Source organism: Citrobacter sp. CK195, from assembly GCF_030333365.1.
GTDB classification, from domain to species: domain Bacteria; phylum Pseudomonadota; class Gammaproteobacteria; order Enterobacterales; family Enterobacteriaceae; genus Citrobacter_B; species Citrobacter_B koseri.
On record NZ_JAOWGB010000024.1, the window covers coordinates 390,756 to 415,719 of the forward strand.

Genomic DNA, 24,964 nt, shown 5'->3' on the forward strand with positions numbered 1-24,964 from the left:
GGAGCTGCTGTGTTGCCGGATGGCGCTAACGCTTATCCGGCCTACGGGCAGGGAGCTGCTGTGTTGCCGGATGGCGCTAACGCTTATCCGGCCTACGGATAGGGAGCTGCTGTGATGCCGGATGAATCCGGCCTACGGTATGGATGCGGTGCTATGTAGGCCCGATAAGGCGACAGCCGCCATCGGGCGCTTCAGACCAGCCTCAGGCGCATGGCGCAGCGTGATTCATACGCCAGACCGTGCGCCGCTTCTTCCTCTCGCTTTTGACGTAACCCTGGCGACAGGTTCTCATCATCCAGCACCACAAATCCCATTCGCGCATAGAGCGGCGCATTCCACGCCACGTCCCGAAAGGTGGTAAGCGTCAGCGCATCAAAACCGCTGCTGCGCGCCTGCTCCGCGACGTACGCAATCAGTTGACGGCCAATGCCTTTTCCCTGCCATTCACACAGCAGAGACACCTCGGCGATAAACAGCGATGAATCCAGCGCTTCGGCCAGTAAAAAACCGACAGGACGCTCATCGGCCAGCGCCAGCCAGCTCAATCCTTTTGCGGTGTGTTCCCGGTGTTGTTCAACTGAAATAACAGGGCCGTCGGCTATCCATGCCAGCGCAGGCACGTCCCGAAAGCGTTGACCCGCAGAGCGTTCAATGGCGGGCATGACGGTGATATCAGCCAGCGTGGTAGGGCGAAAAGTCATCTTCATGCGCGGGAGTATAGCGTGGATTGCTCAGACCCGATAAACGTTGTGTTATCGGGCCTGTACTAAGGATTAGCCTTCGGCATTCACCACTTTAATCTCAACCATCCCGATACCGAGCTTACGCGGGGAGTGGCCGAGAATATTGCCTTCATTGGTCGATACCGGGTCGGGCGGCACAATCACCAGCGTACTGGCATTTGACGGGTTATCAAAATGCAGCGTTGTTGTGGTGACTTCGTTCTCTAACACCAGCGTCTGTTCTTCCTTGCCTACGCGAACAGGAATAGGGCGATTAGCATTCGCGCCAAAGGCTTTGGCGGTGATCACCAGATCGAATTTCTTCGGTAACGGCGTGTTGTATTCAATCTTCACTTCATCACCCAGTTGCGCATTAGACCAGCGCCCCCACGATTCCGGTCGTGAAATCCCGCTGAACTGCTTCACCTCTTCCGGCGCGCCAGCCACGTTAAAGATAAAACTGTCGGCTTTATAACGAATGTCGTTATCGACGATCTTCAACGTATCAACGTTGCCTTTGTAACGCTCCATATCGATAACCGTATCTTTAAACGCCGTTTTGCCTTTCCACTGTGCTTTATCGACGTGCTGGACGCTTTGTTGCCCGCCCAGTTGCCCTTGTGAAACGCACCAGTCGGTGGAGAGCGCCAGCTCCGGCGCCCACAGTTGCGCCATTTTGTAGCAGCGATCGACCCAGACGAAGTTATCGCGTGGGGCAAAATTAGCCAGCTGGAAACGCAGCGGGGCGGAGTATTCACTTTCCGGCAGCGGTTCGACGCGCTTATCCGACACTCGCAACAGCAGCGGCAGGCGGAAGTGGCTCCCTGAGAAAGCGATCATGTCTTTATCCCGATCGACGGTAAAATCCTTCATCTCTTTCGGGAAGTTCCACAGGCGAATAATGTCCGGCTTCATCGCCAGGATCTTCTCTTTGCTGTTCAGGAAGACTTCCGACAGCGACTGGCCGGAGAGGCTGCTGCGTCCCAGGCCGATAAAGTTATCCCCGCCCAGAATATCCAGCACGGTCGCGCCGTTATCCATCGTGTTGCGTTTCACCGCCAGCGTATCCTGCTGAGGCTGGTCGCCGCGCAGCACGAAAAACAGGTTGTTGCGATCCTGTTTGTTCAGGTACTTCCACGCGGTGTTGTTCATCGCCAGATGGTCGGAGGAAACCACGATGACGGTATTTTTAAACCACGGCGACGCTTTGATTTTATTGATAAATTCGGCAATGTTCTCCTGGCTGCAACTGACGGCGCTAAAGGACTGGTTCGGCTTACCGTCGAAGTCGTAACGCTTGCGGTTACAGGTGCGTGAGATAAACCCGTCCGGGTGGTGAGTATCCACCGTCAGCGTAAACAGCGAGAAACGCTGGCCGGAGCGAGAGAGTTCTTCAAACTTTTTCCATGCCTCGTCGAGCACCGTATCGTCGTAAAAGCCCCAGTCGTTACGATAGCTCGGGTCTGCCACCACGGTTTTTAACTCTTCCGCACCATACAGGTGATCGAAACCGTGGGATTTGAGGAACACGTCTTTTCCGGCGAAACGCAGATTTGCGCCCTGCACAAAATAGTTCTGATAGCCGGAGTTTTTCAGGATATCGCCCAGGCAGATATTCTGCGGGAAGAAGCTGGATACGGAAGCCGACGCGTTGCCTTCAAACGGCGCAAACAGCGGGATGCCGCACTGCGAGGCGACCATTCCGGCGATGGTGTAATCTGTGCCCGGCAATTGCATGGTGTGGCTGAAATCCAGCCCTTCGTTTTTCAGCGCTCCGAGTTCCGGCGTGAGATCCGGGAAGGCATCGTTATCAAAATAGGTGCGCTCCAGGCTTTCACCGTAGATATAGACCAGGTTGAGCTGCGGATTCGGGATCGTTTTCGACGGTTCTTTGTAATAAGCCGGGAAGTCCGGGTCGCCATCGCGCGACTGGGATTTGACCAGTTCGGAGATCTGGCGGAATGCCGGGCTGGCATCCACCGATCCCAGCGCCAGTAAGAGCGCCAGCAGGCTGTAGCCAAAATGGTGAGGATGGTGGCGACGCCTGCGCAGAACCCAGCCTAACGCGCCAAATACGGCGGCCAGCGCAAGTACGATACCGGCGCCGGGCAGAATATATTTGCTGACGCCGGCACCCGTCAGGCTGTTGGTCAGCGTGTAGAGAACCGCATCGTTAATGCCGTCACCGGTAAAGTAATCACTGGCATAGAGCGTAATATTTAAGACAACAAAAAGCCCAAGTACCGCTAAAATGGCGGCAAACCACCAGGTGTTGCGACCCGCTTTCCACGCATAAATCAGCACGGACGCGAGAAACAGGGCGATGGAAAGTAACTCAGACAACTGATGATCCTCAATAAATCTGCATTCGGCAGGCGGCGTAATCTCTTTTCAGGACATACAATGTAATGGCGATGTCATATTGCTGCAATTATGGTGACATTAAAATGTGCAGTGATTAAGAATTGGTTTAGAACCTGGCTTTTTTGATCGTCGTCACTTCCCGTGATGCGGGGAAGGCGAGACAGAGAGAAGTAGAAAGAGAGAGGTCAGGCCGCGCTCAACGCTAAACGGTTGAAACGCGGCATGTTGGCGTATCAGGAAATGAAGTTCATCCCCTGTTTTAACACCAGGTCGCAGGCTTTGGTTTTCACTTTTTCCGCCAGCGGCGTGCTGCCAATGTTATCCAGGCTAAGCTGTTCGCCGTTTTGGGTATTCAGCAGACCCTGAATGCCATCCAGATAATTGGTGTCCTGCTTCTGTTCGGCGGCGCCAAGTCCCAGTTTATCCAGCACCTGGTTTTTAACGTTTTCCGCATCGGTAACGGAAGTCAGTTTCTGTTTCGCGCAATACTGCAAAATACCCGCCGCGTTGTTCATGTTATCAGCGCTTAATGCCTGATTGCCGCCATTCAGCAGGCTGGTCAGAGAAGACAGCGACATGCCGCCCTGCTGTGAAGAACTGCTTTGTTTGCTCAGTTCGCTGGCGGCGCTGGAGAGAGAATCCTGCCAGGACGCGGCGAAAGCGCTGGTGGCGATAAACGCGCTGGCGGCAACCGCGCAGCACAGAAGACGTTTTGTGGTTTTCATCGTTATGACTCGTGTGTGTGTACCTTTCGTCGCAGTATAGCGCTTGCCTGGGTCGGAATGGTCTTAATACTCTTTGCCGGTGACGCGGCTACGGTAGCTTTCCCAGTTGAAGATCACCCACAGACTGTTTCCCAGACGCATACGATCCATTACGCGTTCGCCAAGGAGTTTGGTCATCTCATCCATATTGCTGTTGGTTAACATCCCGGTAGGGCGTTTGGATGATGAGCGGCGATCGACGATCTGGTTGATGATCACTTTTTCATAGCGGGATTCGGTCTGCATGCCGATCTCGTCGATCACCAGCAGATCCACATTGCTGAGATCGTTGAGCAACTGCTCTTCGCTGGTTTCGCGATTGCTAAAGGTGCCTTTCATCGCGGACATAATATCGGCGACGGTAATGATCAAAACCGATTTTCCGCGCAGCAGCAGTTCATTGCAGATTGCCGCCGCGAGATGGTTTTTCCCGGTGCCGGGTTTGCCCGAAAAGATAAAGCTGGCGATGTTGCCGTCGAACTCTTCGACGTACTGCCGCGCTTTGCTCAGCGCGTTCATCTGCCCGTCGTTCTCAACACGATAGTTATCAAACGAGCAGTTTTGATGCAGCGGACGGATGCCGGAACGGTTGAACGTGCGCTGCATTTTCATCGCCCGGTTTTCACGCGCCAGCGCTGCCGCACGCATTTCGCCTTGCTCTTTCTGCCATGCCAGCAGTTCTTCGCCCGTTTTGAATGCAGGCTCAACATTTGCTGGCATCATTTTTTGCAGACGTTTCATCAGGTCGCCAACGTTTTTCATCGTTACCCTCGAAAACCAGGTGGAATATGGTCGTCAGGTTCGCTGACGTTGTTCACATCACGTTTCGGCATACCGCCGTTACTGGCCCGGCTGATTTGCACGCTGCGCGCCAGCTTTTGCTGCCACTGGATGTGGTGAAAAATCTTACCTTCCGCTTGCCAGTAAGCCACAAACGAGGCCAGCTCTTCGGCGGTGACGGGTTCCCTTAGCGCGACGCCCCACAGCGCAGCCTGCCGCTGGAAGTCAGCATCCGGCTGCCAGTCTGCGTACATGGCGAATTTCCCCAGCGGAACGGCCACAGGCGCGGCCTGGGAGTCTCCGTAGAGTTGAGCATCCAGTGTGACATCGCTTCCCGGGCGCGATAACTTTTCCTCCAGTGCCAGCAGTTCCGCCAGACGTGCCGGCGTCACGGCATAAAATGCGGGCGCGTTATTGGCGAAGACCGCCACCGCGCCGCTTGCCGATTTTGCCAGCACCGCGTTGTGATCGTGTAATAAGGCGTCAATACCGATGACGTCCGGGGTCAAAATTCTGGAAGACATAATGTTTCTCAACAGGGAACCACAACCGAGAAGGAATACTGTTTTTATAGTAACACACAGACGGGAGATATCGGCAGGGTGAGGGAAAGCAGCCTCACCCTGCCTGAGAGCAGGGAGAAAAGCATCACACCCGTGGGCGTTTGCGATACAGCCACAGACCGGGAACGGAAAGCCCAATGGAAAGCGCGCCGACAATAGAGGAGGCTTTCAGGAAATTGGTCAGCAATGTGATCATCAACGGTTCGCTGTAGCCAAAGTGGCTGATTTTGACGGCGGATATCATTGCCGTATAGGCGGATATCCCCGGAAACATCGGGATGACTGCCGCGACGGTAAAGACTTTGGGGTGCGCCAGATACCAGCGTGACCACTGAATGCCGATGCTCCCTACCAGCAGCGAGGCCATAAAGGTCGACCATTCGATATTAAACCCGGCGGTCATCATCACCATGCGTGAGCCGTGGCCCAGCGCGCCGAGCAACGCACACCAGGGGAGCGCCCGGTGCGGCACGTTGAACACCATCGCAAAGCCCACTGCCGGGATTGCGGAGAGAATCATGTCCTGCATCAGCGCCAGAAGAAAATCGATTACACCCATCCGCGTAGCCCCCACAGCGTCATCGACATCACCACGCCGACGCACGTCGCCAGCGTTAACAGACTGGCAATCGCCCAGCGCGCCAGACCGGTATTAATGTGGCCCTTAAACATATCCGCGACGGAATTAATCAGCGGAAACCCCGGCACCAGCAGTAAGACGCTGGCGGCCATGGCGATGGTCGGGGTATGGCTGAAAGTGGGCAAGCGAAGCAAAAGGCCGGAAATGGTGGTGGCGACAAAAGCGGTGATGCAAAAGTTGATTTGTGGGTGTAAATGCCGGTGCGCCAGCATCTGGCGAATATACATCGCCACCATGCTGGCGAAAAAGGTAATCACCGCGCCATCCCATCCGCCGTTATTCAGTTTGCAGAAGCAGGCGCAGGAAAGCCCGACCATCAGCGACACCAGCCACCGCGGGTAGCGCAACGGTCTGAGCTGGCTAAAGCGCTTCTCTACGCCTTTTATATCCAGCAAATTATGTTCGGCCAGGATGACAATATGCTGCACCTCCGTGACAACGTGCATATTAATGCCGCGATCCTGGTTCTTACGTGTCGATGTCAGACACTGCCCATCTTTAATGGTGGTGAGAACGATAGCGTTGGAGGAGATGGCGCTTTCCACGCTGTCCATCCCTAACGCCAGCCCCAGGCGGGTGGAGAGTTCATCAACCAGCGCGCTCTCCGCGCCGTGTTGCAGTAAAAAAAGCCCGCATTGAATACATAACCGTGTAACCGTTCGCTGTAACGACTGCTCTGTTTGCATGACTCGCCCTGACTGAAAAGACGCGTTGCGTACCATCTGAATGACGAAAGTCTTCTTTGTATCATGAAGCCCGACCCTTTTGGCTCTGGCTAAGATCAATTTTGTGATGAAAAAAGAGGCAGGATGCCAGACAATCAGTCGCTGAATGTCATAATTGCAGTATATTGAATGCCTTACGTCGGACGTGAATGACAGGGAATGAAGTATCGTCTGTAACCTCTGAAATTAATGAGACGATATTCTTTTTTTGTGCTTCCTGAAAGCATAACTATCTGATGCAAAACATAGCGTGAGTTTATTAAATTCCCCTTGCATATGTTAGAAATGCTAATGATCTAATTTAGTTAATTTAATTGTACCGCAATTATTTTTAGCGGTAATTATGCAATAATAGTTTGGTGATTTTATACTATGCGGATCATTGTATAGAGTCGTTATTGCTATAACATTTCAAATAAAAGCCAAGGATAAACAATTCACTTCGTCTATTACCACGTCTGTTTTTCTCATTAATTATATTATTTATTAATGAGTGAACAGGAGGGGAGACCTGTGGATATGGAGGAGATATGTTGCCAGGATGCCGCAAAAACATAATTATTATCAGTAAAATACCTGTTATACAGACGGGGTTAAAAGAGGTGGTGCAGGGCCATTTCCCTGCTTATGAACTGATGTACTGCCGTTCCGTAGAAGAACTGACATTAATGCAGTTGCGCCGCTCCGATGTAGTGATTACGGATTTAACGGGAGAATGTAAACATCCCCGCGCTGTCTGCGAGCAATTTTACGCTTTATTATCTCAATACCATGATATTCACTGGATATTTCTTGTTTCCCGTGCGTTTTACTCACAGGCGATTGAGCTTCTGATGAGCCCCTTCAGTACGTTGCTGTCTGACGTTGAACCGGTTGAGAATCTGGTAAACGTGATTGAAGCAGGCAATGCCCATACGGACAGGATCAGTAAGACGCTGCTATCTCCCGCTCTGCCAGACGTCTCGAGTTTTGGCCATCGTCCGGTTGTTCTTACGCTGTCGGAACGGAAAGTGTTACGGCTTCTGGGTAAGGGTTGGGGGATTAATCAGATAGCGATGTTGCTTAAGAAGAGTAATAAAACGATTAGCGCGCAGAAAAACAGTGCGATGCGGCGTCTGTCAATACACAGCAATGCTGAGATGTATGCCTGGATAAACAGTTCTCAGGGAGCAAGAGAATTGAATTTACCTTCAGTTTATGGAGATGCTACTGAATGGAAAACAGAATTGCCAAGGGAAATGTCGCACTCATAGAGAAGTGCGTAATGAGCAGTATTGGAATGAAAAGTTTATTTGACGCGTTTCCTGATTGCCAATATAAACTTCATATTTTTCCAACTCAATCTGCTTTCCAGAAAGCGATGTTAAGTACTCCTTTTTCCGTCGTTATTTTTTCACTTTCTGCGATGCGGGAAGATCGCCGGTTGGGGCTGGCTTATCTGGCGGAACTGGCTGTGAATTTTCCTCGTGTGCGCCGACTAGTCATCGCGGATGATGATGCGGAAGCCCGGTTAATTGATTCGCTGTCGCCTTCGCCGTTAGATGGGGTCTTAAGTAAAGCGTCGTCACTGGCCAGTTTGCAGGAAAAGCTCTTTTTATTATTGAACAGTAAGCGAGAGGTGACGGAACATACTCTGAACCTCTGGTATCTCAATCAGAGTCGAATGATAAGCCCCACTGAGCGTGAAATTCTGCGTTTTATGTCGAATGGTTATTCGATGCCACAGATAGCCGTTCAGCTGGAACGCAATATCAAGACGATTCGCGCCCATAAATTTAATGTGATGTCTAAACTGGGCGTCAGCTCAGATGCCGGATTGCTTGATGCGGCGGATATCCTGCTGTCTCTGCGCGCCGAAAAGCCGGGTCGCTTATCCGCGTAATTCTGTAGTCGCTCTGTATTTACAGGTTGCTTGTGCCGGGTTTATCGCCCGGGCACAAATAGCATCACTGGCACACATCAATCCAGGTTGCTGAAGTGAGTTCTGCCATTCTGTCGGGGGAAATTCGGACTGCACTGTGCGTTGCCCCTGCTGCTGGTAAGACTTCAGCATAATGTTTTAATGAGACGTCGCAATAGACGGGCAGAGGCGTTTCCAGCCCGAAAGGGCAGACACCGCCGACCGGGTGCCCTGTGGCGATCACGACTTCATCGCTGCTGAGCATTCGCGCTTTCGCGCCAAACGTGCTCTTGAGTTTCTTATTGTCCAGGCGGGCATCGCCTTTGGCGACAACCAGAATAATGTCGTCTTTCACCTTAAGCGAAAGCGTTTTTGCTATCTGTCCTGGCGCGACATTGTGCGCTTTCGCTGCCAGTTCCACCGTCGCCGTACTCTGATTTAATTCGATGATTTCAATATCCGGGGCACGTTCGGCCAGAAACTGCCGTACCGATTGCAGACTCATTCTTTTCTCCTGACGCTGTATTAGCAGTCCTGTTTTTCAGAAAACCGCGTGGCGTAATTTGTCATAAGGAAAGCGGCACTGTAAATAATTTATGTAATAAACCAGCAGCATGAACGATTTTTCGATCGTCTTCACATTCACGGAAACCGGTTACAGTAACCGGTTGCAGTCCGGCGGGCGGGGATTAATACTGAACCTGTCACTTCCTCTGTATCACATAATAAGAGCCATTTATGAAACTTCATTCTCTCTGCTGTATCGCTGGTGTTCTCCCCGGCGCGGTCGCGAAAAGTAGTAATGGACCCTTACACGGCGGTGCTGCTGCCAGCACGTCTATGTTGTTTTGACTGACAGGAGAACGCTATGTCTACCAACCATGCTGTGTTTAATGTGATTTTTCGGTTTGTCGAAAACTACGTGAGTCCCGTTGCCGGACGTATTTCCTCACAACGTCATGTTATGGCAATTCGTGATGGCTTCATTTCGGCAATGCCGTTTATGATTGTCGGCTCCTTCCTGCTGGTTTTCGCCTATCCTCCTTTCTCACCGGACACCACCTGGGGATTTGCCCGTGGCTGGCTGGCGCTGGCGAAACAGTTTGAAAGCCAGATTTTGACGCCGTTTGATATGACGATGGGGATCATGTCCATCTATATCTGTGCGGCCATTGCCTATAACCTGGGCAAACACTATGTTAAATCGCATCAGTTAGATCCGTTTATGTGCGCCATGCTCTCGATCATGGCCTTCTTGCTGGTTGCCGCGCCGAAAACAAACGGCACTATGCCAGTTGACAGCCTGGGAGGAACGGGGATTTTTACCGCGATTCTGGTGGCGATTTACTGTGTTGAAATGATGCGCTTCCTGAAGGCGCATAACATTGGCATTCGCCTGCCCGACCAGGTGCCGCCGATGATCAAGAACTCCTTTGATCTGCTGATCCCGGTGCTGGTGGTGGTTCTGACCTTGTATCCGCTGAGCCTGGCGATCCAGTCGCAGTTCGATATGCTGATCCCACAGGCGATCATGGCGATCTTTAAACCGCTGGTTTCCGCTGCGGATTCGTTGCCCGCTATTTTGCTGGCGGTGCTGATTGGGCATCTACTGTGGTTTGCGGGGATTCACGGAGCGGCGATTGTCTCCGGGATGCTGCAAATGTTCTGGCTGACCAATCTCGGTATGAACCAGACCGCGTTGGCGCAGGGGGCGCCGTTGCCGCACATTTTCATGGAAGCCTTCTGGACTTTCTTCATCGTCATTGGCGGTTCTGGCGCCACGATGGGGCTGGTGATTTGTTATTTACGCAGCCGTTCCGTACATTTGCGCTCTATTGGCCGCTTAAGCGTCGTGCCGAGTATCTTTAATATCAACGAACCGGTTATTTTCGGGACGCCGATTGTGATGAACCCGGTGTTCTTTATCCCGTTCCTGCTGGCGCCAATGGTGAACGCCGTGCTGGCGTGGGCGGCGATGAAGCTGGATCTGATTGGGCGGGTGATTTCCGTGGTGCCGTGGACTGCGCCCGCACCGGTTGGCGCTGCGTGGGCACTGGGCTGGGACTATCGTGCGGCGATCCTGGTGGTCATACTGGCGCTGGTGTCCGCCATCATATACTTCCCGTTCTTTAAGGTTTATGAGAAGCAGCTTCTGGCGCAAGAGGCAGAAGAGGCCGGGCGTGCAGAAGAGGAGAGCCAGCAGATGGCCTGACGTGTTGAGCAAGGCGCTGCGGCGCCTTGTTTATTTCAGCGTACAGTCACCGCATTGCTGAACGTCTGGCAACCGGTAGCGTTGACAGCAGGTTCGGCGCACCAGCAGACCTTCGCGAGGGACGACGGTACGCCACAGCGGGTTATCCTGACCGCTGGAAAGTTGCTTTTCGAAGAAGCAGCTCTGGCGCAGCGTTGCCAACAATGCTTCGCCAAGCAGCGGTTTCATTTCGGTCAGATACCAGTTGATCAGATACCCGGTGTTACTCCAGATAAGCTTACCGTTAATATCGCCGGTTGATTCCAGTGCCTGAACGACCGGCATCAGCGCAGAGACGATCAGCGTTTCCATTCTCTGTTGAGGAGAATGCGCGGTTGCCCGCTCGTCCTGATGAACATCAACCCAAAAACAGGCTGCGCGTCCGGTTTCGTGGAACTCAACGTGCATGTGCTCGGGCGAAACGTCAATGGCCCTTTCCTGGGTGAGCAGGGCAAGCATCAGAGGCGGTACCATCAGACCGATATACCATTGCGCCCAAAGCGAAATGAGCGGCTTATTTTCGCGTGGTTGCGTCGGTTGATGACGATAAATATGGTCGGAATAGATAGCCAGCAGAGAGCGCATCGTACCCGGTCGAGCCCACTGCGCCAGCGTCATGGCGCCCGTTGGGTGCGGTTCGTCCAGCCGAATAAAATCAAGAAGATGTTCGCGCGTCCGGGTTATCGTTTCACGCACGGCTTCAGCCAGCGAGGGCATCTCAGGCTGGAGATGGGCTCGCCAGGTGACATCTTCAATGATCGGTGCGGAACGGTAAGGCATAGCGCTGTATATAAGGATAGTAATCTAAATGATAATGATTGCTAATCCTAATGATGGCGATAGCTGATGGCAAGCGCTTTGTCGTGACGCTGTGCGCGGTAGCACGATGATATCGCCCTGTGTCAGACCGTACGCAGTTCGTCACTCGCAAGAATGTTGTTGCGCCCCAGGTTTTTGGCTTCATACAGCGCTTTATCCGCCTTGACGATTGCAGCCTCCATGTCCTGACCCAGTAGCGGCGCGATGCCAACGCTGATGGTGACATTGGTCGCCACGCTGACATTAAACATATGTGGGATTTTGAGATCGTAGACCTTCTGGCGAATATGTTCGGCGGTCGTGCGCGCCTCCTGTGGATCGGTCGCGGTCAGCAGGACCATAAACTCTTCGCCGCCAAAACGGGTGACAATATCCCGGGAACGGACAGCGTCACGAATCGCGGCTGAAACGCGAATGAGAGCCTGGTCGCCCATCATGTGCCCATAGTGATCGTTATAAGCTTTGAAGTGATCGATATCCAGCAGCAATACGTAGTGTTCTTCGTGCGTTTCCAGAGCAAGGAGCGTATTCAGCTTATTTTGCAGGCCGCGGCGATTATACAGGCCAGTCAAAGGATCGAGCATACTCAGCCCGTTCAGCGTTTCTCTCTCTTCCAGCAGTTTGTACATCAGCTGTTGAGCGAAATCGTCATAGCGTTTTTGAATAACATGCTGGATGGCAATGCCCGCCATCGGGAGCGCCATGAGATAAATAATCCGTATGCCGTGTTCGCTGCCATTAAGCCACAGGCAGGCCAGAACGGAAGGCAATGAATGGAACGTAAACGCAATGATATTATTAGCAAAGGCGATGGAGCCAATAAATAACACGCAGAGAAGGGCGATGAGTAGAAAAGTATAATCGCTATGGTTCATAGCATTATATTTCAGTGTGATATGCCAGGCCCACAATATGCCTGATATAACAGAAATAAAGGGGATATTAATCTTTTTATGCGTATATTTTCCGTGCCATATCAGAAGTAACGTACTTGCAACAAAGAGCAGTATTGCCGGGACTGAAACAGCCCTGACCTCATAAAGAGGAAAGACAAGCGTAAACAGCCCGGACACCGCATTGAGAAACAGAAAAAGGCGTAAAGAGAATTGATATTTTTTGGTGCGTAGTGCGCGCCAGGATTGAGCTGTCATATCTGAATGTCGTTATTTATCTATGAATTACGCTGGTTGGGGCCAAAATGAAAAATAACGTGCGGGAAAAAGCCCGCATAAATAAACGTTTTTATTGTTTGTAAGTTAACCACTGCCCAATCTATCACCTTGCTGAATTCATGTCATCAATTGTTAAGACAATCTCATACAAGGAAGTGTGACGAACTGCTGACAAATGAGAAATTTTATCATATGCTATTGGTTATCATTATCGGTATCAGAGGTAAAGCCATGTTGCAGCGTACACTGGGCAGTGGATGGGGGATATTGTTGCCGGGTATTTTTATTACCGGACTGGCGTTTGCCGGCCTCTCCATTGACGCATGGAAGGTACTGATTGTATTAGGGTTACTGCTGACTTCGTTGATGCTGTATCACAAACGCTTACGGCATTTCGTCCTGCTGCCGTCATGTGTCGCGCTGATCAGCGGCATGGTGCTGGTTATGATGAATTTGAATCAGGGATGAACAAACAAGACGTAAAGCAGAGAAGGGAAATAAGATAATTGGTGCGAGGGGGGGGACTTGAACCCCCACGTCCGTAAGGACACTAACACCTGAAGCTAGCGCGTCTACCAATTCCGCCACCTTCGCACAGTCATCTTACTTTTTTGATATCGCCTCGTTGGTGCGAGGGGGGGGACTTGAACCCCCACGTCCGTAAGAACACTAACACCTGAAGCTAGCGCGTCTACCAATTCCGCCACCTTCGCCCAGTGCGAGCAATATCAACGTGGTTTTGGTGCGAGGGGGGGGACTTGAACCCCCACGTCCGTAAGGACACTAACACCTGAAGCTAGCGCGTCTACCAATTCCGCCACCTTCGCATACCATCGATTCTTAAAAAGAATCGCTACCACGGAGGCGCATTCTAGTGGTTTTCAGCTTTTCGTCAATAGTTAATTACGCAGGATGGATTGATTGCTGCAAAAATGGGCGCTAACCGTAGGCCGGATAAGCGAAGTGCCATCCGGCATCCGCAAACCATGCCGGATGGCGGTGCAGGCACCTTATCCGGCCTACGATGACCACTCTACTTCTTCGCCTGGCGCGTCATCACCGTGCGGTAAACTTTAAAGCGCCCGGTTTGCGCAATCACTTCGTGGAAGCCAAACGTTTCATCCAGCACTTTCGGGTAGGGCAGGAAGGCGTTAGCCACGATGCGCAGCTCACCGCCGCTGTTGAGGTGGCGAACCGCGCCGCGAATCAGCGTTTGCGCGGCATCCAGGCTGGTTTGTATTCCATCGTGGAACGGCGGGTTAGAGATGATCATATCAAAACGCCCTTTTACGTCAGAAAAGACGTTACTGGCGAACACCTCACCTTCAACGCCGTTTGCCGCAAGCGTTGCGCGACTGGCCTCAACGGCAGGCGCGGAAACATCACACAGGGTTAAACGCACTTTTGGCGAGTGGCTGGCTAAGGCCGCAGAGAGCACGCCTGCGCCGCAACCGACATCCAGCACTTTGCCTTTGGTATGTGGCGTCAGCGTGGAAAGCAGCAACTGGCTGCCGACATCCAGACCGTCGCGGCTGAAAACGCCGGGCAGCGTTTTGATGGTCAGATCGTTAATGCGGTACTCGCCCCAGTATTTTTCCGCATCAAAGACAGGCTGTTTTTCCAGACGGCCATGATACAGCCCGCAACGGCGCGCGCTGTCGATTTTGTTCAGCGGCGCGTAGTCGGCCAGCATTTGCTCTGCGCTGCGAACGCCGCTACGGTTTTCGCCCACCACGAAGATGTCGGTGCCGAGCGGCAGCAGCGACAGGATATTCATCAACTGGAACTGGGCTTCAGGTTTATTTTTCGGCCAGTAGTAGATCAGTGTGTCGCAGTCCGCGACGTCGTCAGCGTGGGCGACCAGGCTAAAGCGCGCCTTCTCGCCCATCAGCTGGCTTAACAGCTGCCAGTGGTGGAATTGTTGCGTATGCACGCGGCTGGCGGCGCTTTCGAAGCGGGCTGGCAGGTCATCCTGCAAATCTCCGGCAAACAGAATACGGCTTTGTTCGAAATCATCACTGTGGCGCAGCAAGACTTCACTTGCCGGGGTAAAAGCAGACATGAAAGGTTCCTCTATTGTTCCTGGCGGCGATTATAGTTGTTTGTTGGCGCAGTTTCGACGAATTTGCTATATTTGCGCCCCTGACAGACAGGAGCGTTTCGCTATGACATCCCGACGAGACTGGCAATTACAGCAACTGGGCATTACCCAGTGGTCGCTGCGTCGCCCTGGCGCGCTACAGGGGGAAATCGCGATTTCCCTTCCGGCGCACGTTCGTCTGGTGGTCGTGGCGGAAGAATTACCGGCGCTGACCGAACCCCTGATGAGCGATATTTTGCGCGCATTGACCGTCAGTCCAGACCAGGTATTACCGTTGACGCCTGACCGCGTCGCCATGCTGCCGGAAGGCAGCCGGTGCAACAGCTGGCGGCTGGGTACTGAAGAGCCTTTGCTGCTGGAAGGCGCTCAGGTGACAAGTCCTGCGTTTAATGAATTACGGGCAAACCCAACGGCACGCGCCGCACTATGGCAACAAATTTGCGCATATGAACACGATTTCTTCCCTCAATCCGACTGATTTACCTGCTGCGTTTCTGATTGAAAAACGCGCCCATGCGTTTCCGTGGAGTGAAAAAACCTTTGCCAGCAATCAGGGCGAACGTTACCTCAACTATCAACTGACGGTCGGCGGAAAGATGGCGGCGTTCGCGATTACGCAGGTGGTGCTGGATGAGGCGACGCTGTTCAATATTGCGGTCGACCCGGATTTTCAGCGTCGGGGGCTGGGGCGAGAACTGCTGGAACATCTGATTGATGAACTGGAAAAACGCGGCGTCCTGACGTTATGGCTGGAGGTGCGCGCCTCAAATGCCGCCGCCATCGCACTCTATGAAAGTTTAGGTTTTAATGAGGCAACGGTGCGCCGTAATTACTACCCGACGGCTGACGGGCGTGAGGACGCGATAATCATGGCATTGCCAATCAGTATGTAAGACAAGGTGGAATAATGAAGTGGGACTGGATTTTCTTTGATGCCGACGAAACGCTGTTTACGTTTGACTCGTTTACCGGCTTACAGCGGATGTTTCTCGACTATAGCGTCACCTTTACCGCTGAAGATTTTCAGGACTACCAGGCCGTCAATAAACCGCTGTGGGTGGATTATCAGAACGGCGCTATCACTTCGCTTCAGCTTCAGCGCCAGCGCTTTGTCGGCTGGGGCGAGCAGCTGAACGTCCCGCCTGAAGAGTTAAATGATGCGTTTATGAATGCTATGGCGGAGATTTGCGCACCGCTGCCGGGTGCGGTTTCGCTGGTTAACGCCCTGCACGGTAAGGTGAAGATGGGCATCATTACCAACGGATTCACCTCATTGCAGCAAATTCGCCTTGAACGAACAGGGCTTCGCGATCGTTTTGATCTGCTGGTTATTTCTGAAGAAGTGGGCGTGGCAAAGCCCGATCCGCGCATCTTTGATTACGCGCTGGAGCAGGCGGGCAGCCCTGACCGTTCTCGCGTGTTAATGGTCGGCGATACCGCAGAGTCTGATATTCTCGGCGGCATGAACGCCGGGCTTTCCACCTGCTGGTTGAATGCGCACCATCGCGAGCAGCCTGCGGGCATTGAACCGACCTGGACCGTGGCGTCATTAAGCGAACTGGAGCAACTCCTGTGTAAACACTGATTGCCTCCCCCCCGTTGATGGGTAAAATAGCCGCAATTTTTCGTATTCAACATGCGTGGTCAGACGCCGCGCTTACTCAAGAAGATTGAACTATGACGTTGTCTCCTTATTTGCAAGAGGTGGCTAAGCGCCGCACTTTTGCCATTATTTCTCACCCGGATGCCGGTAAAACCACTATCACTGAGAAAGTATTGCTGTTCGGACAGGCTATCCAGACTGCCGGGACGGTAAAAGGCCGTGGCTCCAGCCAGCATGCAAAATCTGACTGGATGGAAATGGAAAAGCAGCGTGGTATTTCTATTACCACGTCGGTAATGCAGTTCCCGTATCATGATTGCCTGGTCAACCTGCTGGACACCCCCGGGCACGAAGACTTTTCGGAAGATACCTACCGCACGCTGACGGCGGTGGACTGCTGTCTGATGGTGATTGACGCGGCAAAAGGCGTCGAAGATCGTACCCGTAAGCTGATGGAAGTAACCCGCCTGCGCGATACGCCGATCCTCACCTTTATGAACAAACTCGACCGTGACATCCGCGACCCGATGGAGCTGCTGGATGAAGTTGAGAACGAACTGAAAATCGGCTGTGCGCCGATCACCTGGCCGATTGGCTGCGGGAAGTTGTTCAAAGGCGTCTATCACCTTTATAAAGACGAAACTTACCTGTACCAGACCGGTAAAGGCCACACTATCCAGGAAGTGCGCATTGTAAAAGGTCTGGATAACCCGGAACTTGACGCTGCCGTAGGGGAAAACCTGGCGCAGCAGCTGCGCGACGAGCTGGAGCTGGTGCAGGGCGCGTCCAACGAGTTCGACCATGAGCTGTTCCTGGCAGGTGAAATCACCCCGGTCTTCTTTGGTACTGCGCTGGGTAACTTCGGCGTTGACCATATGCTGGATGGCCTGGTGGAGTGGGCGCCTGCGCCGATGCCGCGCCAGACCGATACCCGTACGGTAGAAGCGAAAGAAGAGAAGTTCACCGGTTTCGTGTTTAAGATTCAGGCCAATATGGACCCAAAACACCGCGACCGCGTGGCGTTTATGCGAGTGGTCTCCGGTAAGTACGAGAAAGGCATGAAAATGCGGCAGGTACGTATCGGCAAAGACGTGGTGATTTCTGATGCGCTGACCTTTATGGCGGGCGACCGTTCTCACGTTGAAGAGGCGTATCCGGGCGATATTCTGGGCCTGCACAACCACGGCACCATTCAGATCGGCGACACCTTCACTCAGGGCGAAATGATGAAGTTCACTGGTATACCGAACTTCGCGCCGGAGCTGTTCCGTCGTATCCGCCTGAAAGATCCGCTGAAGCAAAAACAGCTGCTGAAAGGGCTGGTTCAGCTGTCTGAAGAAGGCGCGGTACAGGTGTTCCGTCCGATCGCCAACAACGATCTGATCGTGGGCGCTGTCGGCGTGTTGCAGTTTGACGTGGTGGTTGCCCGTCTGAAGAGCGAATACAACGTTGAGGCTATCTATGAGTCCGTCAACGTCGCCACCGCACGCTGGGTTGAATGTACTGACGCGAAGAAATTCGAAGAGTTCAAGCGTAAGAACGAAGTACAACTGGCGCTGGATGGCGGTGATAACCTCACCTATATCGCACCGACAATGGTTAACCTGAACCTGACGCAGGAACGCTACCCTGACGTTCAGTTCCGCAAAACGCGCGAGCACTAATTGTCCCTCCAGGGCGCGTCATCCGGCGCGCCCTGTTACTTTCCCTGCCTTTTTAACCGCTTGCGGAATGTTCTTAAATCCCTCAGTTTTTCTTATGGTTGCTTGTTTTTTAAGCGTATCAGCAAGCGATTTTGCGATTGTGATCTATATTTAACAAAGTGATGACATAAATGACGACTTTTAACACTGTTCAATGCGTGAATACTGGTTGTTAAGGCCGTCATTTATCTTGTCTGCGATATTAATAACTGAATAAAGATGGGATTAGCGCCGCGATTCTGCATAAGTATGTTGATTGTGACGGCTGCCATCCATACAGGAATGAATCGATGACGACGACAAGACTGAAGATTTCTAAAACTCTCCTGGCCGTAATGTTGACCTCCGCTGTCGCGACCGGTTCTGCATTTGCGGAAACCTCTACGCTGGATAAGGCACAGTCCAGCGCAGAAAGCGCGGGACAGAAAGTCGATAGCTCTATGAATAAAGTCGGTAACTTCATGGATGACAGCGCCATCACCGCAAAAGTGAAAGCGGCGTTGGTGGATCATGAAAGTATTAAGAGCACCGATATCTCGGTCAAAACCGATAACAAAGTGGTGACATTAAGCGGCTTTGTTGAAAGCCAGGCTCAGGCTGAAGAAGCCGTGAAAGTGGCGGAAGGCGTTGAGGGTGTGACCTCCGTCAGCGACAAACTACATGTTCGCGACAGCAAGTCCGGCACGATGAAAGGCTATGCCGGGGATACGGCCACTACCAGCGAGATCAAAGCGAAACTGTTGGCGGATGACATCGTGCCTTCCCGCAAAGTGAAAGTCGAAACCACCGACGGCGTGGTGCAGCTCTCAGGAACCGTAGATTCTCAGGCGCAAATCGACCGTGCTGAAAGTATCGCAAAAGCGGTTGATGGTGTGAAAAGCGTCAAAAATGACCTGAAAACTCAGTAATTCGTCTTAATTCGCCCTCCCGACGTTTGTCGGGAGGCGCAATGTACACCACACTAAAAATATCGCGAATGAGCAACCTGAACGCTCATATCAAGCGGTCGACATTAACTATGGTAAAGGAGAGGCTTATGTTTCGTTGGGGCATTATATTTCTGGTTATCGCGTTAATTGCCGCCGCTCTGGGTTTTGGTGGACTGGCAGGCACCGCGGCTAGCGCAGCGAAAATTGTCTTCGTCGTCGGGATTGTCCTGTTCCTGATCAGCCTGTTTATGGGCCGTAAACGACCCTAGCACGTCACCCGTAATACCCATGATTCATGCTAAGCCAGTCCATCGGACTGGCTTTTACGGTTTTAGCTATCGCGAATTTGCGTTACTTTGTCATTCTATAAAATAAAACACAGGAAGGCAGAGGTGGGGCAGCGAATACCCGTGACGCTCGGCAATATTGCGCCATTATCATTAAACGCGTTCCGACCAGGCCGAATGGCTCTGGTGTGCGAGGGCGGAGGGCAGCGGGGAATCTTTACCGCTGGCGTGCTGGATGAGTTTATGCGCGCGAAGTTCAATCCGTTCGACCTCTACCTCGGCACCTCTGCCGGGGCGCAAAACCTTTCCGCCTATCTCTGTAACCAGCCCGGCTATGGGCGCAAAGTTATTATGCGTTACACCACGAAGCGGGAGTTCTTCGACCCGGTGCGTTTTGTTCGCGGGGGGAACCTGATCGATCTCGACTGGCTGGTGGACGCGACATCCGGGCAGATGCCGCTGGCGATGGACACCGCCGCGAGTCTGTTCGATAGCGGAAAATCCTTCTATATGTGCGCCTGTCGTGGGGATGACTACACGGCGAACTATTTCTCGCCAACGAAGCAAAACTGGCTCGATATTATTCGTGCGACCAGCGCGATTCCGGGGTTCTACCGTACAGGCGTGGCGCTGGATGGCATCAATTATCTGGACGGCGGGATCAGTGATGCGATCCCGGTACAGGAGGCGGCAAAGCGTGGCGCGAAAACGATTGTGGTGATCCGCACGGTGCCTTCGCAAATGTACTATACGCCGCAGTGGTTTAAGCGCATGGAGCGCTGGCTGGGGGAGAGCAGTTTGCAGCCGCTGGTGAATCTGGTACAGCACCACGAAACCAGCTATAGCGCCATTCAGCGTTTTATTGAGAAGCCGCCGGGTAAGCTGCGTATCATTGAAATCTACCCGCCGAAACCGCTGCAAAGCATGGCGTTGGGTAGCCGTCTTCCTGCGCTGCGCGAAGATTACAAAATCGGACGCCTGTGCGGGCGCTATTTTCTGGCGACGGTGGGGAAACTGCTGACGGAGAAACCGCCGCTCTCCCGCCACACGCCGAAGATTGTCATTCCTGGCCCGGTGGTGGTGCCTCCGGCGGCGGTGGCCAACGGTATGCACGTAGCAACGGTCAGCGGCGCGGCGCAGGCCAACGACACTACCTTCAATAATGAGGATCTGGCGTGAGTTGCCGATTTATCGACACGCATTGTCATTTTGATTTTCCGCCTTTCACCGGTGATGAAGCGGCCAGCATTCAGCGTGCCGCTGACGCGGGGGTTGGCAAAATCATTGTTCCGGCGACGGCTGCGGCCTGTTTTTCACGCGTGCTGGCGCTGGCGGAACGCTTCCCGCCGCTGTTCGCGGCGCTGGGGCTGCACCCTGTGTTTATTGAGCAGCACGCAGATGACAGTCTGGATCGCCTGCAACAGGCACTGGATCAACGCCCGCAGAAAGTCGTGGCGGTAGGGGAGATCGGACTGGATCTTTACCGCGATAATCCTCAGTTCGATGAACAAGAACGGCTCCTGGAGGCGCAGCTTAAACTGGCGAAACGCTACGATCTGCCGGTGATCCTTCACTCGCGTCGCACCCATGACAAGCTGGCGATGCATCTCAAACGCCACGCCCTGGCGCGAACCGGGGTGGTACACGGTTTTTCCGGCAGTCTGCAACAGGCGGAACGCTTTGTTCAGTTAGGCTACAAAATTGGCGTTGGCGGCACGATTACTTATCCGCGCGCCAGTAAAACGCGTGATGTGATGGCACAACTGCCGCTGGATGCATTGCTGCTGGAGACCGACGCGCCGGATATGCCGCTAAATGGTTTTCAGGGACAGCCAAACCGCCCGGAGCAGGCGGCACGGGTATTCAGCGAGCTGTGTGCGCTACGCGATGAACCCTCTGAGGTGATAGCCGAAACGCTGTATCGCAATACGGCGGCGCTATTTCGTCTCTGATTGCCGGATGCGACGCAAAAGCGTCTTATCCGGCCTACGGGCCGACATCATTTGTGGGCCAGATAAGGCGGCCAACGGGTCGACATCATTTGTAGGCCGGATAAGGCGCAGCCGCCATCCGGCGATTCACAAATATAAAGCTGGGAAAATCAGGTTATGCACCCCGTGCGCCCATAAGGCGTTTGCCAGTTGTTGCACGTCGTCAGGCGTTGCGCCCGGCCACGCTTTTGCTTCGCCATACACCCCATGCGCATGGAAAGCGTTTAACCGGACGGGAATATCGCCCAGACGGGAGATAAACGCGGCCAGCGGCGCTATCTGTTGCAGGTAATCCACCTGACCAGGAATCACCAGTAGCCGTAGCTCGGCCAGCTTGCCATGCTCCGCCAATATCCTGATGCTGTGCTTGATCTGCGCGTTATCCCGCCCGGTAAGACGCTGATGGCAGGCGCTATCCCAGGCTTTTAGATCGAGCATCGCGCCATCACAAACGGGCAGCAGTTTCTGCCAGCCGGTTTCGCTCAACAGGCCGTTGCTGTCGACCAGACACGTCAGCGTACACAACTGCGGATCGGCCTTGATCGCGGCAAACAGCGCGCAAATAAACGGTAACTGGGTGGTGGCTTCGCCCCCGCTGACGGTGATGCCTTCAATAAATGGCGACGCCTTACGGATATGGCCCAGCACCTCATCGACGCTCATCGTCTGCGCCATCGGCGTGGCCTGCTGCGGGCACATCCGTAAACAGGTATCGCACTGCTCGCAGACGTCAGCCTGCCACACCACTTTCCCCGCGCTGAAGCCCAGCGCCTGATGAGGGCACTGGGGAACGCACTCACCGCAGTCGTTGCAGCGCCCAATCGTCCACGGATTATGGCAATTCTTACAGCGCAGGTTGCACCCTTGTAAGAACAGGGCCAGACGACTGCCGGGGCCGTCTACGCAGGAGAACGGTATGATTTTACTGACTAAACACTTCATCCTTCGAACTGCCTCTTTGTTGGCTGCACTTATTCACCCCAGTCACGTACTACGTGTACGCTCCTGGGGGTCATTCGCTTGCCGCCTCGATGCCTCTCGAATGATTTTGCGTTAGGAAGCGCATCTGCTGTTCATGACTTATTACGCGTGCTTGTCGTTCCAGAATGCGCGTATTGCGCGCGGCTTCTTCCCCCAGCCAGGTGGTGTTTGTTCGCGATCCTTCGGCGCGATATTTTTCCAGATCCGACAGGCGCACCATATACCCGGTAACGCGCACCAGATCGTTGCCGCTGACGTTGGCGGTAAATTCCCGCATGCCGGCCTTGAACGCGCCCAGACAAAGCTGCACCAGCGCCTGAGGATTCCGCTTGATGGTTTCGTCCAGCGTCAGGATGTCGCTGATCCCGGCATGGTAGTGAGCATGATGGGGGGCGACGGTTTGCAGGTGGGTAATGGGATCGGGTTCATCGCCGTACGGTAAACGCGCGCCCGGCGTCGTACCGATATCGGAGCTGATGCCTGACTGGGCATGCAGCATCGCCCGCTGTTTCCAGCCATGCTTAACGGGCGTGTTTGCGACGAAATCGGCCAACTGCGCGCTGATGCGATAGCCCAGCGCATTGGCCGCGTCGTCTTTCCCGTAGCGCGCGTTCATCCCCGCGTTTTCACACAGCAGGTTTACCGCTTCGGCCAGGCCATACATCCCAAACATCGGTACAAGACGTCCGGGATCAAGCAACCCTTCTTGCACCAGGAAGCTATTCTCAAAGAAATGTGATTGTTCATAGAGGAAGTCACATCGGGCATCAATGATGGCGATCTGCTGCTGGCAGTAGTGCGGTAGCGTGCGCGTAAAGAAGTCATCGACAGAGGTGCTGCGCTCTGCAACGGCTTTCAGATTGATCCTGACCAGCGTGCTGCCGCCGCCCGCAAGCGGCAGAGAGTTGTAACAACTGACGACGCCATATTGACCTTTTGTGAAAATTTTATCATTTACCGGGCCATTAGAAATATGCGGTTTGCTGCATTCACAAATGTTTTTAGCGACATCAAGCAGTAAATCATCCGGTGTGATATCGGGATCGTAGATAAACGTCAGGTTAGGTGAAACCTGCTTTAACTCAGCATCGGCACGTAAAATAGCGCGGGTGACAGGCGTGTCGGCCGGGCCAATATTGGCATGCATAAAGGCGTCCGGCAGCGTTCTGTCGAGATAGCGCCAGAAACGTTTTATTCGAATATCGATCTCGTCTTGTGTTAGAATTTTAACATACGGCTGCAACAGCGCATCCAGTTGCCCCAGATAGACCGGCATCGATGTTACGGAAGGAACGTGATGGTAGAGGATGGTCAGCAAAGATAGCGCGTCATCCAGATCTTTTGCGCCTTCCAGCTCCAGCCACTGTGAGCCATTAGCCAGAAAACGGGCGTAATCGGGCAAAACATAACGAGGTTTGAACGGGGCATGACCTTCGAACATATCGCAGATAACCCCGTCGTCCAGCGCCTGGCGAGCCTCTGCGGGCAAGGCCGGATAAGGCAAAGCGTTCTCAGCTTCCAGCGCCAGAAAATGACGTTTTTGTTCGGGGCTGAGCACCGGACTGGTCACAATTTGCTGGCAACGATGTTGCAGCGCGGTTTCGCATGAAGTGGGCATCTTCGTTTCCTTTTTTGTGCCGAAGGTTAAGCGCCATTGTAGGAAGTTGCGTGATGATGGCTTTTGATCAGGATGCGCCTGTTGCCCACTCGCGAGGCCGGGAAAGGTCATTTATTTGAAGTAGATCTCGTTACAGTAATGCAAATTTGTACGTAGTTTTCATTAACTGTGATGTATATCGAAGTGTAATGGCGAGCGGATGTTAGAATACTAACAAACTCGCAAGGTGAAATTTTATACCGGCGATGAGCCAGGAGAATGTAATGACTGATTTAACCGCAAGCAGCCTGCGTGCGCTGAAACTGATGGACCTGACCACCCTGAATGACGACGACACCAATGAAAAAGTGATCGCGCTGTGTCATCAGGCGAAAACCCCGGTTGGGAATACTGCCGCTATCTGCATCTACCCGCGTTTTATTCCGATTGCGCGTAAGACTCTGAAAGAGCAGGGCACGCCGGATATCCGCATTGCGACCGTCACCAACTTCCCGCACGGTAATGACGACATTGACATCGCGCTGGCAGAAACCCGCGCAGCCATCGCGTACGGCGCGGACGAAGTTGACGTGGTATTCCCGTACCGCGCATTGATCGCCGGTAACGAGCAGGTGGGCTTCGATCTGGTGAAAGCCTGTAAAGACGCCTGTGCGGCGGCAAACGTGCTGCTGAAAGTGATCATTGAAACCGGTGAGCTGAAAGAAGAAGCGTTAATCCGTAAAGCATCTGAAATCTCCATCAAAGCCGGTGCGGATTTCATCAAAACCTCTACCGGTAAGGTTCCGGTTAACGCAACGCCGGAAAGCGCACGCATCATGATGGAAGTGATCCGCGATATGGGGGTTTCCAAAACCGTTGGTTTCAAACCGGCTGGCGGCGTGCGTACCGCTGAAGATGCACAGCAGTTCCTGGCCATTGCTGACGAACTGTTTGGCGCTGACTGGGCGGATTCCCGTCACTACCGTTTCGGCGCATCCAGCCTGCTGGCAAGCCTGCTGAAAGCGCTGGGTCACGGGGACGGCAAGAGCGCAAGCAGCTACTAAGCCTTATA

The 24,964-nt window shown here is 53.3% G+C and carries 26 protein-coding genes and 3 tRNA genes; 13 read left to right on the forward strand and 16 right to left on the reverse strand.

What is annotated here, in order from left to right; genetic code table 11:
* Positions 1 to 191 precede the first annotated feature (191 nt).
* The 7 genes from OGX93_RS12980 to OGX93_RS13010 form a co-directional block, all read right to left on the reverse strand.
* Positions 192 to 707, reverse strand: coding sequence for a GNAT family N-acetyltransferase (locus tag OGX93_RS12980; RefSeq protein ID WP_101744255.1), 516 nt, complete (start codon positions 705 to 707; stop codon positions 192 to 194).
* A gap of 66 nt (positions 708 to 773) precedes the next feature.
* Positions 774 to 3,065, reverse strand: coding sequence for a phosphatidylglycerol--membrane-oligosaccharide glycerophosphotransferase (gene opgB / locus OGX93_RS12985; RefSeq protein WP_058668532.1), 2,292 nt, complete (start codon positions 3,063 to 3,065; stop codon positions 774 to 776).
* Between the two features lie 254 nt (positions 3,066 to 3,319).
* Positions 3,320 to 3,811, reverse strand: coding sequence for a YjjA family protein (locus OGX93_RS12990; protein WP_058668533.1), 492 nt, complete (start codon positions 3,809 to 3,811; stop codon positions 3,320 to 3,322).
* 63 nt (positions 3,812 to 3,874) lie between these two features.
* On the reverse strand, positions 3,875 to 4,612 hold the full coding sequence (gene dnaC / locus OGX93_RS12995; RefSeq protein ID WP_049008305.1) for a replicative helicase loader DnaC: 738 nt from the start codon (positions 4,610 to 4,612) through the stop codon (positions 3,875 to 3,877).
* A gap of 2 nt (positions 4,613 to 4,614) precedes the next feature.
* Positions 4,615 to 5,154: a primosomal protein DnaT gene (gene dnaT / locus OGX93_RS13000; RefSeq protein ID WP_286449885.1), complete on the reverse strand. Its 540-nt coding sequence runs from the start codon at positions 5,152 to 5,154 to the stop codon at positions 4,615 to 4,617.
* A 124-nt stretch (positions 5,155 to 5,278) separates the two neighbouring features.
* Entirely contained in the window at positions 5,279 to 5,752 is a 474-nt protein-coding gene (locus tag OGX93_RS13005) for a threonine/serine exporter (protein ID WP_012134217.1), read from the reverse strand.
* The gene (locus OGX93_RS13010; protein ID WP_024130740.1) at positions 5,743 to 6,519 is read right to left on the reverse strand and encodes a threonine/serine exporter family protein; all 777 of its coding nucleotides are present in this window, start codon (positions 6,517 to 6,519) and stop codon (positions 5,743 to 5,745) included. Before OGX93_RS13010 ends, OGX93_RS13005 begins: the two co-directional genes overlap by 10 nt.
* A 569-nt stretch (positions 6,520 to 7,088) precedes the next feature.
* On the opposite strand from OGX93_RS13010, the gene OGX93_RS13015 reads away from it, so the two are divergent.
* Together OGX93_RS13015 and bglJ are read left to right on the forward strand one after the other, a co-directional pair.
* Positions 7,089 to 7,811: a LuxR C-terminal-related transcriptional regulator gene (locus OGX93_RS13015; protein ID WP_058668534.1), complete on the forward strand. Its 723-nt coding sequence runs from the start codon at positions 7,089 to 7,091 to the stop codon at positions 7,809 to 7,811.
* On the forward strand, positions 7,772 to 8,440 hold the full coding sequence (gene bglJ / locus OGX93_RS13020; protein WP_052194420.1) for a DNA-binding transcriptional activator BglJ: 669 nt from the start codon (positions 7,772 to 7,774) through the stop codon (positions 8,438 to 8,440). Before OGX93_RS13015 ends, bglJ begins: the two co-directional genes overlap by 40 nt.
* A 64-nt stretch (positions 8,441 to 8,504) precedes the next feature.
* Here the strand turns inward: bglJ and OGX93_RS13025 are convergent, their stop codons facing one another.
* Complete coding sequence (locus OGX93_RS13025) at positions 8,505 to 8,963, reverse strand: YbaK/EbsC family protein (protein ID WP_012134213.1); 459 nt, start codon at positions 8,961 to 8,963, stop codon at positions 8,505 to 8,507.
* A 363-nt stretch (positions 8,964 to 9,326) separates the two neighbouring features.
* On the opposite strand from OGX93_RS13025, the gene OGX93_RS13030 reads away from it, so the two are divergent.
* Positions 9,327 to 10,670, forward strand: coding sequence for a PTS sugar transporter subunit IIC (locus tag OGX93_RS13030; RefSeq protein ID WP_024130738.1), 1,344 nt, complete (start codon positions 9,327 to 9,329; stop codon positions 10,668 to 10,670).
* Between the two features lie 30 nt (positions 10,671 to 10,700).
* Here the strand turns inward: OGX93_RS13030 and fhuF are convergent, their stop codons facing one another.
* Positions 10,701 to 11,489, reverse strand: a complete 789-nt coding sequence (gene fhuF / locus OGX93_RS13035) for a siderophore-iron reductase FhuF (protein WP_012134210.1) — start codon at positions 11,487 to 11,489, stop codon at positions 10,701 to 10,703.
* Between the two features lie 122 nt (positions 11,490 to 11,611).
* Positions 11,612 to 12,679, reverse strand: coding sequence for a GGDEF domain-containing protein (locus OGX93_RS13040; RefSeq protein WP_104867805.1), 1,068 nt, complete (start codon positions 12,677 to 12,679; stop codon positions 11,612 to 11,614).
* 252 nt (positions 12,680 to 12,931) lie between these two features.
* On the opposite strand from OGX93_RS13040, the gene OGX93_RS13045 reads away from it, so the two are divergent.
* A complete protein-coding gene (locus OGX93_RS13045) occupies positions 12,932 to 13,168 on the forward strand; it encodes a DUF1435 domain-containing protein (protein WP_080516675.1) in 237 nt (78 codons plus the stop codon).
* 39 nt (positions 13,169 to 13,207) lie between these two features.
* Here the strand turns inward: OGX93_RS13045 and OGX93_RS13050 are convergent.
* The 4 genes from OGX93_RS13050 to rsmC form a co-directional block, all read right to left on the reverse strand.
* Positions 13,208 to 13,294 (reverse strand) — tRNA-Leu (locus tag OGX93_RS13050).
* A gap of 32 nt (positions 13,295 to 13,326) precedes the next feature.
* Positions 13,327 to 13,413: transfer RNA gene (locus tag OGX93_RS13055), tRNA-Leu, on the reverse strand.
* Positions 13,414 to 13,440: 27 nt separating this feature from the next.
* A tRNA-Leu gene (locus tag OGX93_RS13060) sits at positions 13,441 to 13,527 on the reverse strand.
* 206 nt (positions 13,528 to 13,733) lie between these two features.
* The gene (rsmC, locus tag OGX93_RS13065) at positions 13,734 to 14,762 is read right to left on the reverse strand and encodes a 16S rRNA (guanine(1207)-N(2))-methyltransferase RsmC (protein WP_047459087.1); all 1,029 of its coding nucleotides are present in this window, start codon (positions 14,760 to 14,762) and stop codon (positions 13,734 to 13,736) included.
* Between the two features lie 103 nt (positions 14,763 to 14,865).
* Between rsmC and OGX93_RS13070 the strand changes: the two genes are divergently transcribed.
* The 8 genes from OGX93_RS13070 (at position 14,866) to OGX93_RS13105 (ending at position 21,275) form a co-directional block, all read left to right on the forward strand.
* The gene (locus OGX93_RS13070) at positions 14,866 to 15,279 is read left to right on the forward strand and encodes a DNA polymerase III subunit psi (RefSeq protein WP_024130737.1); all 414 of its coding nucleotides are present in this window, start codon (positions 14,866 to 14,868) and stop codon (positions 15,277 to 15,279) included.
* The gene (rimI, locus tag OGX93_RS13075) at positions 15,248 to 15,694 is read left to right on the forward strand and encodes a ribosomal protein S18-alanine N-acetyltransferase (RefSeq protein WP_012134203.1); all 447 of its coding nucleotides are present in this window, start codon (positions 15,248 to 15,250) and stop codon (positions 15,692 to 15,694) included. The genes OGX93_RS13070 and rimI overlap by 32 nt, the downstream gene beginning before the upstream one ends.
* A gap of 14 nt (positions 15,695 to 15,708) precedes the next feature.
* A complete protein-coding gene (gene yjjG / locus OGX93_RS13080) occupies positions 15,709 to 16,386 on the forward strand; it encodes a pyrimidine 5'-nucleotidase (RefSeq protein WP_286449884.1) in 678 nt (225 codons plus the stop codon).
* A 92-nt stretch (positions 16,387 to 16,478) separates the two neighbouring features.
* On the forward strand, positions 16,479 to 18,068 hold the full coding sequence (gene prfC / locus OGX93_RS13085) for a peptide chain release factor 3 (RefSeq protein WP_286449883.1): 1,590 nt from the start codon (positions 16,479 to 16,481) through the stop codon (positions 18,066 to 18,068).
* A 329-nt stretch (positions 18,069 to 18,397) separates the two neighbouring features.
* Positions 18,398 to 19,015 (forward strand): molecular chaperone OsmY, encoded by a 618-nt coding sequence (osmY, locus tag OGX93_RS13090; protein WP_047459081.1) that lies wholly within the window; start codon positions 18,398 to 18,400, stop codon positions 19,013 to 19,015.
* 128 nt (positions 19,016 to 19,143) lie between these two features.
* Entirely contained in the window at positions 19,144 to 19,305 is a 162-nt protein-coding gene (locus OGX93_RS13095; RefSeq protein WP_047459078.1) for a DUF1328 domain-containing protein, read from the forward strand.
* Positions 19,306 to 19,428: 123 nt separating this feature from the next.
* Entirely contained in the window at positions 19,429 to 20,502 is a 1,074-nt protein-coding gene (locus OGX93_RS13100; protein ID WP_286449882.1) for a patatin-like phospholipase family protein, read from the forward strand.
* Entirely contained in the window at positions 20,499 to 21,275 is a 777-nt protein-coding gene (locus OGX93_RS13105) for a metal-dependent hydrolase (RefSeq protein ID WP_115182023.1), read from the forward strand. Before OGX93_RS13100 ends, OGX93_RS13105 begins: the two co-directional genes overlap by 4 nt.
* A gap of 126 nt (positions 21,276 to 21,401) precedes the next feature.
* Here OGX93_RS13105 and OGX93_RS13110 read toward each other — a convergent pair whose 3' ends face one another.
* Positions 21,402 to 22,256, reverse strand: coding sequence for a YjjW family glycine radical enzyme activase (locus OGX93_RS13110; protein ID WP_049011482.1), 855 nt, complete (start codon positions 22,254 to 22,256; stop codon positions 21,402 to 21,404).
* A 70-nt stretch (positions 22,257 to 22,326) separates the two neighbouring features.
* Positions 22,327 to 23,913, reverse strand: coding sequence for a YjjI family glycine radical enzyme (locus OGX93_RS13115; protein ID WP_286449881.1), 1,587 nt, complete (start codon positions 23,911 to 23,913; stop codon positions 22,327 to 22,329).
* Between the two features lie 263 nt (positions 23,914 to 24,176).
* On the opposite strand from OGX93_RS13115, the gene deoC reads away from it, so the two are divergent.
* The gene (gene deoC / locus OGX93_RS13120) at positions 24,177 to 24,956 is read left to right on the forward strand and encodes a deoxyribose-phosphate aldolase (protein ID WP_024130733.1); all 780 of its coding nucleotides are present in this window, start codon (positions 24,177 to 24,179) and stop codon (positions 24,954 to 24,956) included.
* Positions 24,957 to 24,964: the final 8 nt, after the last annotated feature.

What these genes read in the sequence shown, in the direction of transcription:
- OGX93_RS13040 (WP_104867805.1), bottom strand. Translation starts at nt 12,679, where the DNA reads ATGACAGCTCAATCCTGGCGCGCACTACGCACCAAAAAATATCAATTC.
- deoC (WP_024130733.1), top strand. Translation starts at nt 24,177, where the DNA reads ATGACTGATTTAACCGCAAGCAGCCTGCGTGCGCTGAAACTGATGGAC.
- osmY (WP_047459081.1), top strand. Translation starts at nt 18,398, where the DNA reads ATGACGACGACAAGACTGAAGATTTCTAAAACTCTCCTGGCCGTAATG.
- dnaT (WP_286449885.1), bottom strand. Translation starts at nt 5,154, where the DNA reads ATGTCTTCCAGAATTTTGACCCCGGACGTCATCGGTATTGACGCCTTA.
- yjjG (WP_286449884.1), top strand. Translation starts at nt 15,709, where the DNA reads ATGAAGTGGGACTGGATTTTCTTTGATGCCGACGAAACGCTGTTTACG.
- OGX93_RS12990 (WP_058668533.1), bottom strand. Translation starts at nt 3,811, where the DNA reads ATGAAAACCACAAAACGTCTTCTGTGCTGCGCGGTTGCCGCCAGCGCG.
- OGX93_RS13070 (WP_024130737.1), top strand. Translation starts at nt 14,866, where the DNA reads ATGACATCCCGACGAGACTGGCAATTACAGCAACTGGGCATTACCCAG.
- OGX93_RS13030 (WP_024130738.1), top strand. Translation starts at nt 9,327, where the DNA reads ATGTCTACCAACCATGCTGTGTTTAATGTGATTTTTCGGTTTGTCGAA.
- prfC (WP_286449883.1), top strand. Translation starts at nt 16,479, where the DNA reads ATGACGTTGTCTCCTTATTTGCAAGAGGTGGCTAAGCGCCGCACTTTT.
- rsmC (WP_047459087.1), bottom strand. Translation starts at nt 14,762, where the DNA reads ATGTCTGCTTTTACCCCGGCAAGTGAAGTCTTGCTGCGCCACAGTGAT.
- OGX93_RS12980 (WP_101744255.1), bottom strand. Translation starts at nt 707, where the DNA reads ATGAAGATGACTTTTCGCCCTACCACGCTGGCTGATATCACCGTCATG.
- bglJ (WP_052194420.1), top strand. Translation starts at nt 7,772, where the DNA reads ATGGAAAACAGAATTGCCAAGGGAAATGTCGCACTCATAGAGAAGTGC.
- OGX93_RS13115 (WP_286449881.1), bottom strand. Translation starts at nt 23,913, where the DNA reads ATGCCCACTTCATGCGAAACCGCGCTGCAACATCGTTGCCAGCAAATT.
- rimI (WP_012134203.1), top strand. Translation starts at nt 15,248, where the DNA reads ATGAACACGATTTCTTCCCTCAATCCGACTGATTTACCTGCTGCGTTT.
- OGX93_RS13045 (WP_080516675.1), top strand. Translation starts at nt 12,932, where the DNA reads ATGTTGCAGCGTACACTGGGCAGTGGATGGGGGATATTGTTGCCGGGT.
- OGX93_RS13015 (WP_058668534.1), top strand. Translation starts at nt 7,089, where the DNA reads ATGTTGCCAGGATGCCGCAAAAACATAATTATTATCAGTAAAATACCT.
- dnaC (WP_049008305.1), bottom strand. Translation starts at nt 4,612, where the DNA reads ATGAAAAACGTTGGCGACCTGATGAAACGTCTGCAAAAAATGATGCCA.
- OGX93_RS13025 (WP_012134213.1), bottom strand. Translation starts at nt 8,963, where the DNA reads ATGAGTCTGCAATCGGTACGGCAGTTTCTGGCCGAACGTGCCCCGGAT.
- fhuF (WP_012134210.1), bottom strand. Translation starts at nt 11,489, where the DNA reads ATGCCTTACCGTTCCGCACCGATCATTGAAGATGTCACCTGGCGAGCC.
- OGX93_RS13005 (WP_012134217.1), bottom strand. Translation starts at nt 5,752, where the DNA reads ATGGGTGTAATCGATTTTCTTCTGGCGCTGATGCAGGACATGATTCTC.
- OGX93_RS13095 (WP_047459078.1), top strand. Translation starts at nt 19,144, where the DNA reads ATGTTTCGTTGGGGCATTATATTTCTGGTTATCGCGTTAATTGCCGCC.
- OGX93_RS13110 (WP_049011482.1), bottom strand. Translation starts at nt 22,256, where the DNA reads ATGAAGTGTTTAGTCAGTAAAATCATACCGTTCTCCTGCGTAGACGGC.
- OGX93_RS13010 (WP_024130740.1), bottom strand. Translation starts at nt 6,519, where the DNA reads ATGCAAACAGAGCAGTCGTTACAGCGAACGGTTACACGGTTATGTATT.